Origin of the sequence: Prevotella sp. SGI.167, from assembly GCF_050313615.1 — a bacterium.
Taxonomy (GTDB): Bacteria; Bacteroidota; Bacteroidia; order Bacteroidales; family Bacteroidaceae; genus Prevotella.
The window spans coordinates 53,734-67,139 of the sequence record NZ_JBNPLT010000009.1 but is presented as its reverse complement, the minus strand read 5'-3'; the positions used below and the strand labels follow the sequence as shown (position 1 = coordinate 67,139).

The 13,406-nt window shown below is 41.2% G+C and carries 8 protein-coding genes and 2 pseudogenes; 6 read left to right on the top strand and 4 right to left on the bottom strand.

Annotated elements, in window-relative coordinates; all coding sequences use genetic code 11:
- Positions 1 to 4 precede the first annotated feature (4 nt).
- A complete protein-coding gene (locus tag ACQRBJ_RS06555; RefSeq protein WP_445303138.1) occupies positions 5 to 322 on the top strand; it encodes an AAA family ATPase in 318 nt (105 codons plus the stop codon).
- An 87-nt stretch (positions 323 to 409) separates the two neighbouring features.
- On the opposite strand, the gene ACQRBJ_RS06550 is transcribed toward ACQRBJ_RS06555, so the two are convergent.
- A complete protein-coding gene (locus ACQRBJ_RS06550; RefSeq protein ID WP_445303137.1) occupies positions 410 to 1,291 on the bottom strand; it encodes an Rpn family recombination-promoting nuclease/putative transposase in 882 nt (293 codons plus the stop codon).
- A 502-nt stretch (positions 1,292 to 1,793) separates the two neighbouring features.
- Positions 1,794 to 1,964, bottom strand: a pseudogene (locus ACQRBJ_RS06545) (MBL fold metallo-hydrolase); the annotation flags it as partial.
- Between the two features lie 227 nt (positions 1,965 to 2,191).
- Here ACQRBJ_RS06545 and ACQRBJ_RS06540 point away from each other — a divergent pair.
- Positions 2,192 to 3,958, top strand: coding sequence for an AAA family ATPase (locus tag ACQRBJ_RS06540; RefSeq protein ID WP_445303136.1), 1,767 nt, complete (start codon positions 2,192 to 2,194; stop codon positions 3,956 to 3,958).
- Between the two features lie 82 nt (positions 3,959 to 4,040).
- Here ACQRBJ_RS06540 and ACQRBJ_RS06535 read toward each other — a convergent pair whose 3' ends face one another.
- Entirely contained in the window at positions 4,041 to 7,193 is a 3,153-nt protein-coding gene (locus ACQRBJ_RS06535; protein WP_445303135.1) for a DEAD/DEAH box helicase family protein, read from the bottom strand.
- Between the two features lie 5 nt (positions 7,194 to 7,198).
- Positions 7,199 to 9,127, bottom strand: a complete 1,929-nt coding sequence (locus ACQRBJ_RS06530; RefSeq protein WP_441191925.1) for a DNA methyltransferase — start codon at positions 9,125 to 9,127, stop codon at positions 7,199 to 7,201.
- Between the two features lie 598 nt (positions 9,128 to 9,725).
- On the opposite strand from ACQRBJ_RS06530, the gene ACQRBJ_RS06525 reads away from it, so the two are divergent.
- The 4 genes and pseudogenes from ACQRBJ_RS06525 to ACQRBJ_RS06510 all read left to right on the top strand — a co-directional run bounded on the left by ACQRBJ_RS06525 (position 9,726) and on the right by ACQRBJ_RS06510 (position 13,048).
- Entirely contained in the window at positions 9,726 to 11,024 is a 1,299-nt protein-coding gene (locus ACQRBJ_RS06525; RefSeq protein ID WP_445303134.1) for an AAA family ATPase, read from the top strand.
- Positions 11,025 to 11,027: 3 nt separating this feature from the next.
- Positions 11,028 to 11,606 (top strand): annotated as a pseudogene (locus ACQRBJ_RS06520) (RloB family protein); the annotation flags it as partial.
- Positions 11,604 to 11,858, top strand: a complete 255-nt coding sequence (locus ACQRBJ_RS06515; RefSeq protein ID WP_295347297.1) for a winged helix-turn-helix transcriptional regulator — start codon at positions 11,604 to 11,606, stop codon at positions 11,856 to 11,858. The pseudogene ACQRBJ_RS06520 and the gene ACQRBJ_RS06515, both read left to right, overlap by 3 nt.
- Positions 11,855 to 13,048: a hypothetical protein gene (locus ACQRBJ_RS06510; RefSeq protein WP_445303133.1), complete on the top strand. Its 1,194-nt coding sequence runs from the start codon at positions 11,855 to 11,857 to the stop codon at positions 13,046 to 13,048. Before ACQRBJ_RS06515 ends, ACQRBJ_RS06510 begins: the two co-directional genes overlap by 4 nt.
- Positions 13,049 to 13,406 lie beyond the last annotated feature (358 nt).

Sequence of the window (13,406 nt, the reverse complement as noted above, 5' to 3'; positions counted from 1 at the left end):
GATTATGGCAGAAATGAACAATAGAATATTACCAGTAGGCATCCAGTCATTTGAAGAAATCAGAGAGAAAGGATACCTTTATGTTGACAAGACAGATACTATCTGGCAACTTGCCAACAGGGGAAAAAAGTATAATTACCTGAGCCGCCCACGCCGCTTTGGCAAATCCGTTCTCGTAGATAAAAGTGGTAGCCCTGGCCGTGGAACTGGACGAACAGGGCAAGGGACTGATAGATTGGAAGGAAGTGGAATAAAAGGTAGTGGAATAAAAGACATACAGAAAGAAAGGGCAAAAGCATCATACCATATATTGACAAGGTAATGCTTTTGCCCTTTTATCTTTAGCAGATAATGTATTTCAAAATGCCGATGGTAGCAATCTTGGTTTCATTATCTTCCGGAACAACTCCTAAAGCTGCTTCAACTGCTCTTCATTCAATCCTGTAGCCTTCATAATCTGAGGCAAAGTCATACCCATTGCCAATAGGTTGCGGGCTACTTCCAAACCTTTAGACAGTTCACCTTCCGCTCTACCTTTAGCAATTCCCTTTTCCTCTCCTTCAACATAAGAGCCATAAAGGCCGGAGTAGTAATCGTCAACAGCCTTAATACTTTCATCGTATTTTTCCTGCTCCTCACTACTCAAGCAACGAACATCAGCCAATTTAGCAAGATGATTGAATATCTTCTTCTGTGCCGTAAAAGGCAATCTTTCCAATACTTCCATATATTTCAATACATAAATCCATTTTTCAAAACCAGTCTCGCATTCTTCCTCACTCTTATCAAAGAAGGGAAGAGAAAGATAGATGAAACGAAGCTTGTCAGAAAACATTGAGTCGCTAGACTTCTCCCTCAAAGCAACGTCTGTCCTAAACTTTGTCACCTCATGCTCCCTTGGCATAAAATTCATGATGCAAACCACATACACCGGCACAAACTGGTATAAAACAGGAGTGCGCTCACCTGCTTCATCAAACCTCTTGCGCTGGGCGACAAAAGCCTTACTAGCATAATAGATGGAACGATTCACAAAGAAAGGTACCCATCTGTTCTGCATCTCAACGATGAAATGCTTGCCATCGTCGGTTACACAATAGATATCAAAGATGCAGCCACGGAGATCATTAGAATCTCCAAGCTGTTCCTTATCCTTGAATGTTACGTCCTTGATTTGAAACTCGCCTTCAAACAAGTCGTTCAAAAAATTAATCAGCAAGTCCTTGCCGAACTCTTGACCGAAGAGACGCTTGAAGCCCCAATCGGTAAAAGGGTTGATGTATCTACCCATAATTAATTATTTTAGATTCTATAAATCTGCTGCGAAGATACGCATTTTTATTGAAACTGCCAAGAAATTATAGGATTTTCTTGCTGAACCCCGACCTTGGCAGATGAATTTATGGTACCGATTTGAAATTACCAATGAGGCTGTGCGCAGCCAGATGTATACCTTATTTCATTAAGGCGATAAAAACAGCCTGCCAAAAGATCTGTTTTTTTCTAAAGATTAGAGTTAAAGATCGTGATCAGACGCCAAGTTTATGAAAGTTTTAGTACCTTTGCATATTGACTTCGGTCAACATGTGCAAGAAACGCATGGAAACAATTAAAAAAATTAGCTGATGGCTGTATCAGAAGATAGAAAGTTTACGAAAGAACAAGTCTATACTCTACTTGAAGGAGCAAAGGGCAAGACTCTTGGTGAGGTTGATTTAAGACCACCGGAGTTCGTGTACCCAAAAGAGAACAGAAACCACCCTTTCAGCCACCTTAGCCAGTTGCTTCTTGGCAAGAATCATGTCGATGATGGTCTTGATTACCTTCTTCAGCTGCGAGAGGATTCCGTTTCCTCCGCCCGCATCCACCAGCATCAGAGTGCTGGAAGTCTTGAGCAGAAAACAGGTATTATAAATCTGGGAAACCATAGCATTTCCCGTTCCGAGCATCGTAATTTGATTCATCTTTTCGCTATTTTCGTTATGATTCATATTTTGTTTTATCTCAATCTCCCCCATCAGGAATAGATTTCCTCATCATCAGGAAGATTTTATTCCCTTATTACAGAGAAGATTCACGCCCACAAAACTACTCATTTTCTGATTAACCACCAAGAAAAAGCCCCGAAAACTTTGCTTATTCCAAATAATAATCTTAACTTTGCGACATAAAACAAAAAATGGTTTCGATTATGGCAAAAATAGAAAGACAAAAGCGAATCTATCGCAAGCGCATCCCTTACGGAATGCAGAACTTTGAGGATGTAATGGAAAGAGATTGTTACTATGTTGACAAGACCCCATTCATAGAGAAAATAGAAGAATCTAACATGTATTTCTTCTTCATTCGCCCTCGCCGTTTCGGCAAGAGCCTTACCCTCTCCATGCTCGAAAACTATTACGACATCAACAAGAAGGATAAGTTTGAAAGCCTCTTCGGCAAGCTTTACATCGGAGAGAATCCTACCCCTGAACGCAACAGCTACCTCATCCTGCATCTGAATTTTGCCATGATTTCAGCAGGATTGGATAATTATAAAAAAGGACTTGATGCCCATTGCAACAACAAGTTCAATTCCTTCTGCAGCAGATACGCCCACCTTTTGCCACCGGACACAAAGGAAGAGATGAACCAAAAGGAAGATGCCGTTGCCCAATTGGGATTTCTATGCGACAAATGTGCTGAAGCAGGCTTGAAAATCTATCTCTTCATCGATGAATACGACCACTTTACCAATCAGATTCTTGCCCACAAGGAGCATGAAACCCGATATCGCGAGCAGACTCACGGCGAGGGATATCTGCGACATTTCTTCGACACAATCAAGGGAGCCGCCGGAGATTCACTGGGCAGAGTTTTCGTTACAGGAGTAAGTCCAGTAACAATGGACGATCTGACCAGCGGTTTCAACATCGGTACCAACTATTCCCTGTCTCCGGAGTTCAACGAGATGGTGGGATTCACCGAGGAGGAAGTGCGTGAAATGCTGGCTTATTACGCCAGCGTGCTGCCATTCCGCCACAGCGTGGATGAGCTGATAGAAGTGATGAAGCCATGGTACGACAATTATTGCTTCTCAGAAGAAAAGTACGGCAACACAACCATGTACAACTCCGTGATGGTGCTCTACTTTGTAGATAATTACATCCGCAACAACTATGATATTCCGAAGAAGCTGGTGGAAACCAACATCCGCATCGACTACGACAAGATACGCATGCTCATCCGCCACGACAGGGAGTTTGCTCACGATGCCAGCATCATACAGGATATCGTGACCAAGGGATTCACCACGGGAACCCTGATGGAGAATTTCCCAGCCGAGCGCATCAACGATCCCGACAATTTCCTGAGCCTGCTCTTCTATTTCGGCATGGTAACGATAGACGGTACCTATCAGGGCAACACCCGCTTCGTGGTTCCCAACGAGGTGGTGCGCGACCAGATGTACACCTATCTGCTGGATACCTACAAGGAGAACGACCTCACCTTTGAGCAATACGACAAGACCCAGCTGGAGAGCAAGTTGGCTTACGAAGGCGCATTCAAGCCCTACTTTGCCTACATAGCCGATTGTCTGAAGCGCTTCTCCTCCCAGCGCGACAAGCAGAAGGGCGAAGCCTACGTTCATGGTTTCACTCTGGCGATGACGAGCCAATGCAAGTTCTACCGTCCTATCTCAGAACTCGACAACGACGGCGGTTATGCCGACATCTTCCTGCTGCCCCTTTGCGACATTTATAAGGACCTGGAAGATTCCTACATCGTGGAACTGAAATATTGCAAGTCGGGCACCAGCGATGAACAGCTGAACCATCTCTTCGAGGAAGCCTCTGCCCAGATAAGGCGCTACGCCGATAGCGACATCGTGCGCGAATCCGTGAAGACCACGAAGCTTCATCAGCTCGTTGTGATTTACCGGGGAACAGAAATGGCAATGTGCGAGGAAGTGGAATAAAATGAAATAAAAGACATACAGAGAGAAAGGGCAAAAGCATCATACCATATATTGACAAGGTAATGCTTTTGCCCTTTTATCGTTAACGGATAATGTATTTCAAGATGCCGACAACGGCAATATTTGCTTCATTATCTTCTGGAATTTCTATGGTCTGGAAGCCATCTTTGTTGAGCGGCTGCAGTTCTATCTTTAAATGAACTTCCACCCCTTCTTCATTCACAGTTTTCTCACTATGAAACTTTTTGATGGTATATTTTCCGCCATACTCCTCGTAATATTCGTTTACCTGCGAGAGTACGATTTCTCCTTCTCTCGAACCTCCTTGATAACGCTCAAACACGCATAAGTCGCCATCCTTAATTTTCGGCAACATAGAGTTGCCTTTAGCGTGAACCACGAACATTTCCCTATTCGGAGTGAATGGTAATGAGGATACATCCACCCATCCTTCCGCCTCAGGTTCCTCATATTTATCAAAGTAGCCGCAGGCTGCCTGGATGGAATACAGAGGGAGGAAACGGGTGAAGCGGTCGGAAGGAGAGATGCTATTCTCCTTTAGAATCTTCCAAGCCTTATTCTTCGTTTTTAATGCTCCAAAATCAATAACAGCCTCTTTAAAATCCGTATTGAATGCAGCTTCTCTTTCCTCATTATAGAAAGGTAATCCCCATACATTAAAGCTATCAGCCTTAGTTATCCAATGTACGTCTGCCATCTGTTGGATTTGCAATAGAAATTTTTCTTTCCATTTATCCTTCAGAAGCAGTTGATTTCCCTTCGGTTCTATAAAGATCTGCAAATTATCATACTTAGCATCATCTCCCTTTATGCGAAGAAACAATATGTAATCTGGTTCAAAAGCACCACCTTCATCAAAGCTGTAGATGCAGACATCCTTCTCATTACGGACAAGATATATTTCATCATACTTTTCTTTGAGTTTTGGCATGATTCCATCAATATACTTCACAAGTGCCTTTTCTTCAGAAGTACCGAAATTATCGTTATAGGCATACCAATCTTTTTCAAAAAGATCAAGAGTATAATCGATATTTGCCGGATTCTTCTGCGAACGCCCAAATTCTTTTTCTCCTCCAGATACGTTTACCTTAAGAATTATATTATCTCGAAATTGCTTATTAAACGGCAACGGCAGAAAAGTCTTCGTTCCCCGATAAGTTTTCCCACGAGTTCTAAGCAAAGGTTCTAACTGTCTCAGAAGTTCTTTAGCTATATATAGTTTATCAGCTTGCCCGTATTCTGCAAGTGAAGCATATTTGCCTATTACCTTCACCTGAAGTTTTGCAAGATATTTATCCGATGCTACAAATTCAGCACAAGATTTTAAACTTGGATACAACTCATGCAACACCTCGTAAGTATAAGTAGAAAACCTATTCATAGCTGAACGAACAACGTGACTTCCAATCCGTAAAAAATCAAATTGCGGTACGGTAAGGCTAGTCAACTCTTCAGCCGAAGCATTATCTCCAAAGATGATTCCTGTAGACATTTTCCCTGTCGGCATTTTAACAGTAAATATCTTATCAAGAATAGACTTGCCTAAAGTGCCATCATCTTCCATTTCGGCCACTTTTTTTCTTTCATTTACAAACACAATCCCTTTGGTATAGAGGCGGCTTTTCTTAAAGTCATCTTTCATAAAAAGATTGATTTGTACATGATGCTCGGCCATAATTCCAGTCTGAATAAGGGCGTTGCGCAACTCTTGGATATAGCGTGGATTATGAGCACTATGATAATGCAGTTTTTCTACTACACGACAAGGATTAGCAACATCACAATCGTATTTACGCTTATCTATCGGCAAAGAATCATCAGAGGGGTCTCTGAAAGGCATGTAGCGGGCACCTCTTCCTATAAGCTGAGCTTCCTGCATAGTTGTTTTTCCAGGCTTGCCTCCGTTAGCATCACGAGTATCATAAAGTCGTACTATATCATAGAGATTCAATACATCCCATCCTTCATTCAGCATATCAACGGCAAAAATCGCTCTGATGCCATTTGAAGCATCTTCTAGAGAATTGAGCAGCCTTTGTTTCTCTGGCGTAATCGTTTTACCATCCACAAGCAACAGACGCTTTTCGGAAAAATCATTCTGCAATTCCAAAATAAGATTTTCATCTGTCACACCATTTGATTGAAAATAATCAAAAGCCGCCAACAGATCTTCCTTTGCTCTATTTCTAATATTGCTAATATCAGATAGTTTGAGTGTTGCAACACGCTCTTTGAAAGCTTCATAGTTAGCCTTATTCTCCTTGATGGTTTTCGACTTCAGCATTATTACAGGCTTGATGTCTTGTCCCAACTTTACAAAAACCTTGCGTTTGTACTGGCTCAGAATCATAGCCTGAAGAGCACGATCCAATTCGTCCAAGTCTGTTACGAAAGTCTCAACCTCCTTGGAATAACCATCTTCACGAAAGCGCTTTAATGTATAATCAAAGATTATTTTATCATCATATTTCTGGGCAATAGCCTGATCTGCTAAATCCATAGTAGCAGTAAACTCCAACAAAATATTCGGTAGTTTTCCATTATCTCTCTGAAAGATATTGTCAATAGTCCGCTCCCAGTTTTGAACGTTTTCTGCCTCTTCCCTGCTACGTTTGTTTGCCGCTTTTGTCTCAGCATTCAGATGATGTGCTTCATCAGCAATTAGCACAACAGGTTCTGCCGTAAAATCTTCATAAGTTAAAGCATTCTCTTTTTCCGCAGTCAAATCTGCATGCAAACCTTGAATGGTAGTCAAACAAAGGTTGATGCTATCAGAATCTGTCCCTTGGAAGTTTTTCACTTCTTTCACTTCCACCTTTCTGCCTTCTATAGTAAGAATTGGTGCAAACAGATATTTTGAAGAAGACGAATTTAAGAAATTATCACGCGTCTTCTCTACAATATTATTGCTGCTGACAAAGAATAGAAAGTTTCTATATCCACGCTCATAAAGATAAAGCATAGCAAGTGCCATCATCATCGTCTTTCCGGAGCCAGTAGCCATATGGAAGAGTAGATGAGGACTTCGTTCTTTCCCATCAAAGTTTTTATCGGGATTCATGTAAGTCAGAAAATACTTCATACATTCCTCCTGATATGGGCGCAGACGTTTTGAAGGATTCAATCCCGTTTCAAAATATTCCGGCAATTGCGTTTGGGCTATATTTAGTTGCCCAAACATTTTATCTAAAGTGTCTTGTAGTTTTGCCATCTTTATCAGTTTTTATGATAGAACTCACGTGTCAAACGCTTATCCTCATCAGTCACACCATACTCATTACTGTCTATATCAGATAGAGGGACATAAAGCAGATTTTTGTCCAGACATTCTATAAGGAAGCGTTTCTGATCGTCCAAGTTCAAACCTTCAAAGTCTGCCACGTTGGCATCTACTTCTTTTACGTCAACCTTATAGTTCAAATAATCTGTAGCCTTCATGCGATTCCAGATATCCATCAATTGACCGGTTGTTTCTGCATTTTCTATCTCATCAGCAAATTTTCCATTCGCTTTTGAAAGTTCGCAATAGACGAAAGAGCCACCACCTTGCCAGCCGATGCTCTTAGAGACTCCGCCTTGTTCTCCACAAATTACCTCATTAAGCCGATTAACTGTTAACTCTATTTGATGGTCTATCTGTTCACAACCAATATACTTTCTCCCTAACTTATGAGCTACAGCTACAGTTGTACCACTACCAGAAAAGAAATCCATAACCAAATCACCTTCATTAGTTACAGCCTCCATAATTATCTTAATTAAATTCTCAGGCTTAGCATAATCAAACTCATCACGCCCAAAAAGATCATTAATTTCGTTATTACCTATTTCATTTTTGCAATCATACAATAATGACTTTAAGAACTGCTGAATTTGACAATCAGATATTATTGAACTTAACTTACCATTGGCCTCGTCTTCATATTTGAATTTTCGACTATATGGTTTTGTTATTTTAAGAAAGTCATAATCATCAGGAAAGACAATATACCCTCTTTTGTAGTGAAAGTCAAATGTCTCTTTTGTTATGCACCACGTTCTCTTTTCACTTGGAGGATATTCTTTTCCAGTCTTTGGATCAACCATAGTAAAGAAAGAATTTTCTCTTTCTTTTGCTGTTGTCTGCTTAGTCAAGTCAGCAAGTCTCCACGGCTTTCCAGGATAGTCTTCTGTCGTGTAATATTTTCGTTCAACAGCTCTCCCCATTACAGCTTGACTTTCTTCTACATTTGTATAAACGAGAAGCCAATCAAAATCTTGAGAAAAATTAAATGGAACATCAGATTTTCCATTTCGTGTACGCCTAGGAAGCGTTCCTATGAAATGATTTATTCCAAAAACTTGGTCGGCTACAAGTTTAAGATAATGCATTCCTTCATCTCCCATATGTATCCATATAGTTCCTGAAGGTGCTAACAGATGTTTTGCACATTCTAATCTATCTCTCATAAAAGTAAGCCATGTAGAAAGGTGAAAATTTGAATTATATTTAAATGTATCAGTTGATAATTTTTTCCTAAAATAATACGGCGGATCAATATAAATCAATTTTACTTGCCCCGCATACTTTTTCTTCAAAGAATGTAAGGCCAGCAGATTATTACCTTTGATGATTAAATTATCATTATCAGAAAGATGATCCACCTGATGCTCACCTTCCTTATCATAACGCTTAAAGTTAGAGAAGACCTTTGGTTCTGTCAATCGGTTCACCTCATCTGGAGCCAGAGTCTCATTCCAAAATACTTCGTTTCGCTTTGCATCTTCTTTCGTTTGGCCACCTTCAAGCATACAGTCCTTATAAGGCCAGGAAAGAACCACCTCTCTGCTTTCACTCACAAAGCGGCCATTTTCATTAGCCAAACCGATTTTGTTTTTGAACATCGTATAGCTGCCGCCCAAAAATTGAGTATCAGATACAAAACGCTGGAACTTTATCTTATCAAAGACCATTACCCCCTCAACATCGGTAAAGAACACCTTCTTCATTTTTTCATTACCAAGAAGTTCCTTTACAAGAAGAGGCTGAATGCTCAAAGCATCCTCCACAATTCGGTTCTTCAATAATCTACCGTCATCCATACAATAACGACTATTCTTTCGCAAGAGCTGTTCAAGCTCATGATAGAGATTTAATTTGTCCATTCTATTCGATAGTTAGATTCTGCATCCAACTATCATCAGGCTACTCACAAAAAGACACAAAAGAAGGGTGTGAACGATTCTTAAGGTCTTCCGTGGCAAGCGTAGGAAAGTCTGAACCACCGTCAAATATAAGAATGCTCACACCCTATATCGGGCATGAACATTGACTCTACATATTTGACGAGAGGCTCACCTATGCTTACCACAGATGAAGCCAACCATTATTGGTGCGGTCGTATATTCAGAAAGAAAGTTTCCTACGCTTTTTCCGGAAGACCACAATAATAGTCAATGCTTTGTTTTTACTAAAATGTCTGGAAGCGGCTCATGCCGAATCCATGCGCAAAGGTACGAAGAAACCGGCAAAAAACAAAATGAAATGGGATTTATTTTCATTTTTATAACTCATTAGCAGGTTTAAGAAAAGCCTTTATGCTACTTTTAAACAGTATTTCGCCAACAAAAAGCCTCTTTAAAATAGGAAAAAATACGGAAAACGCTGCTTTTAATATTAAATAACGTGAATTTTTTACGAAACACAAATTTTCATTTTGAAATTCTGCTTTTTTATCGTATATTTGCAGCAAAAACAACAGCTATGATACAGGAATTTCAAATACAAAACTTCTTCAGCATCAGAGAAAAGCAAACGCTCAGCTTCCTTCCTACGAATGATGACAAGATGAGAAACCAATACCTATACGAAGTGGCAGAAGGTGTTGAACTCCTCAAGATTGGTATCGTGTATGGTAGCAACGCCAGCGGCAAAACCACGCTGCTCGATGCCCTCGCATTCTTCCGCCGCACCATGCTCGACAAGCCGGAAAACAAGAATACGGGAATGGGGTACGTTCCTTTTCTTCTGGATAATCACAGCCGCAAGGAACACTCCTCGATGCAGATGACCTTCTGGCTCAACCGGGAAAAATACGTCCTAAGCCTGGAATTCGACGAAAAGCGAATCTACGAGGAGATGCTGATGGTTTATACAAGCTCACGCCCTACCAAGCTATACAGCCGCAGCTACCAGCAGGAAACAGACCACTCGGAAGTTACCTTTGGCAGCAAATCGGGCATCAACAAAGCCACCCAGCGTGCCATCGCCGGCAATACTACCAACAACTGTACGGTTATGGCAGCCTTTGGACAATCAAATGCAACCACATCACGGCTGAATATCGTGGCAGAATTCTTCTATTCGGGAATGCGGGATACGCTGAGCCCGCGCGCCTCCCTGACCTTCAATGTGAAAGACGAATTGCGCCATGACAAGGATGGCAGGAAGAAACGCTTTCTATTACAGATGCTGAAAGCGAGCGACTTCAACATCACCGACCTTTCTCTAGATGACCGCGAAGAAAGTATCACTCCGGAAATGGAGAAGACCATCAAGAGTGCTCCCATCCCAGAGGAGGCTAAGGTAGAGATGCTCCGCCGTGGTACGCTTAAACATGATGAAATCCTCTTCCAGCATAAGGGCGACGGCGGCGAATATACTTTACACGAACAAATGGAATCGGCAGGCACCCACAGGTTTCTGGGCATGTCGGTTGTGCTTTATTATGTGCTTCACCACAACAACTTCATCCCTATCGACGAGGTGGAAACGAGCATCCATTATGAGCTTCTCTCCTACTTCATCAAGTTGTTTCTTGCCAACAGCGAGGGTTCTAGCCAGCTGCTCATGACTACTCACGACATCAATCTGCTGAACGAAGGCTACATCCGTCGGGATGTGGTATGGTTTACAGACAAGAGCCGTGAAGGTGCCACCCAGCTGAAGCGTCTCAGTTCGCTGGGTCTGCACAAGACGATGAATCCATATCATGCCTACAAGCAAGGCAAGCTGGTGGATTTACCATTCCTTGGAAGTATTTATCTAGATAAGGAGGATTAGAATATGGCAGTAAAGAAAAGTATAGCAATCATAGGTGAAGGCGAGACGGAGTGGTTCTACTTCGACTCGCTCCGCGTCGCCTGCCGCTATCCCTTCAAGGTGGCGCCCGATTTTCCCCAACATTCCGACATTCCTCACATGGCAAAATTGGCAGAGTCGTATGTAAAATGCGAAACCGACTATGTAATCTGCCTTGTTGATATGGACCGTCTGTTGCAGAATCCCAAAGAAATGGAAACTTACTCCAAGATACGCAAGAAGAGCAGCCATAAGATTCTTTGGGTGGAAACCAATCCATGCACGGAATTCTGGTTTCTGCTGCATTTCCTGCCTCAACTTTCCGTGAAGCGTTACGACTGCTATGAGCAGCTTATTCCTGAGCTTCAGCGCTATATGCCTGGCTACGAAAAGACCGTAAGATATTTCCGCAAGAACAAGCTTTACAACTATCTTACGGAAAACGGCGATCTTCAGCGAGCTCTAGGTTATGCCAAGGAACTCTCCCGGCTAAGCGAGACTACGCCAGAAGATAAGATTGCCTATAGCCAGATGCACCGGGTATTCGAGCTGATAGCATCGATGAATCATGATAAAACCTGCAAGGAAATCATCCTACCGAATGAACAAATCCCAATTGGAGACAACCAGCAGGAAATCATCAATTTCATCGTCAATAACGGAAAATCTGATCTGAAATCCATTTCAAAAGCTACAGGCCTGAAAGTTTCAAGAACACGAGATTATCTCAAAACGCTCGTTGATAAAGGTCTGATTGATGTGGAGGGAAATTATAAAGATAAATTATATAAATTAAAGACACAACCTAAAAAATGACAACAGACCAAAAAGAAAAATGCCGCAAGGCATATTACCATTCTGATATCGAGCCTACACTAGACCGACTAAATCAGATAAAGGAAATAGTCTCCAAATTTGAAGAGAATGGAGCAAATCGCCTTACCTGTGCCCTGGAAATGAAGCACAAGGATCTGGACGAAATAGAACAACTTTCAGGATTCATAGCCCAAGCCTGCGACAAAATGGAAAAAGAACTGGAACGACTGAAAAAGTTTGAACCCTCTTTCAATAATCAATTTGCCACAGACCACAACAACTACTACAATTCAGTAAGCGAAGTTCTAAGACATATCAGAAGTCACTTGTCCCCTCTGAAAATCATCCTCAAGAAATTCTGCCCGCGAAAGCATCCTTCGGCTGCAGAATGCGAAATGTATAATATTCCGCCCAAATCGGTAATCGATGCTTCATTACTTGGAGATGAAATATACCAGCCTGATTTGTTTGAACTGGAAAGCTTTCCGCCAGCAGTACAGGGGCTGTATAACGAGATGATTAAATTCTTCAAGGCAGAAAAGGAATGTATGGATATCTGTGCAGAAATTCTACAAGAAGAACTGGCTATACGCAAGGATCCTATCAAAAGTAAATGCATATTGGATAAATACAGACAAAAAGCATACAAACGTATGGAAAATACGATTATGCTCATCTCCGAAGATACGATAGAGTATCTCAAGGCTACAACACCTGCTTACCAGGCGTACCTACACTATGCTTCAGAGGAAGGATTTGCGCAAGGCGAATTCCACAAGCAGAACTGTGCCTCGATGGATCATCTATGCCTTATCGAAGCTAAAACCGAAAATGAGGATATAACCATTAAAGAGAAGATGCTTTGGGGCAACAATCCAAAAACCATCAAGAAAATAAGATACGTAATAAGCCACTTCGACGAACTGCTGCCAGCTGATTTCAAGCACAAACTGATGGGAATGTATGAATATATTTTCTGCCAATGGGCTTTGCCTGACAATGTGAAGCAGGCAGTAGAATACTTCATCGAGCACTACAATGGGAACTACGCTCCTGTAAAATATGCCGCAGTAAACAAACATAGTCTGGAATATAACAAGACCTCCGAGATGGTAAAAAGTTTCATATCCCGCATCAATGTACTTTTTGCAAATAGCAATAATGAAGACCTGATGGATTTTAGTGCTTAAAAAGTAGATTTGATTGGGAGTGAAATGGTTCAAAATACCCAAAAAGTGTATTAGCTCGCATAGCTGATACACTTTTTTTATTGAATTCTTGCTTTGAAAATCTACTTTTTATGAAAACCAGATTAACTTTTTATAAAAAGTAGATTATCAGTAGCCTATCAATCTACGTTTTTGCTTTTAATAATCTACTTTGCTACCATTCAATCTACTTTTTAACTTAGCATAACATCAAGAATTCTAAAAACGTAAATATTTTTCACTCATCTACTATCTACTTTTTTCCTTGTCTATCTCTCAAAAAATACCGACCTTTGCAGCACCAAACCACATCAGGCATGGGCAAGCGAAGACCGAAGCC

What these genes read in the sequence shown, in the direction of transcription:
- ACQRBJ_RS06555 (WP_445303138.1), top strand. Translation starts at nt 5, where the DNA reads ATGGCAGAAATGAACAATAGAATATTACCAGTAGGCATCCAGTCATTT.
- ACQRBJ_RS06550 (WP_445303137.1), bottom strand. Translation starts at nt 1,291, where the DNA reads ATGGGTAGATACATCAACCCTTTTACCGATTGGGGCTTCAAGCGTCTC.
- ACQRBJ_RS06540 (WP_445303136.1), top strand. Translation starts at nt 2,192, where the DNA reads ATGGCAAAAATAGAAAGACAAAAGCGAATCTATCGCAAGCGCATCCCT.
- ACQRBJ_RS06535 (WP_445303135.1), bottom strand. Translation starts at nt 7,193, where the DNA reads ATGGCAAAACTACAAGACACTTTAGATAAAATGTTTGGGCAACTAAAT.
- ACQRBJ_RS06530 (WP_441191925.1), bottom strand. Translation starts at nt 9,127, where the DNA reads ATGGACAAATTAAATCTCTATCATGAGCTTGAACAGCTCTTGCGAAAG.
- ACQRBJ_RS06525 (WP_445303134.1), top strand. Translation starts at nt 9,726, where the DNA reads ATGATACAGGAATTTCAAATACAAAACTTCTTCAGCATCAGAGAAAAG.
- ACQRBJ_RS06515 (WP_295347297.1), top strand. Translation starts at nt 11,604, where the DNA reads ATGAATCATGATAAAACCTGCAAGGAAATCATCCTACCGAATGAACAA.
- ACQRBJ_RS06510 (WP_445303133.1), top strand. Translation starts at nt 11,855, where the DNA reads ATGACAACAGACCAAAAAGAAAAATGCCGCAAGGCATATTACCATTCT.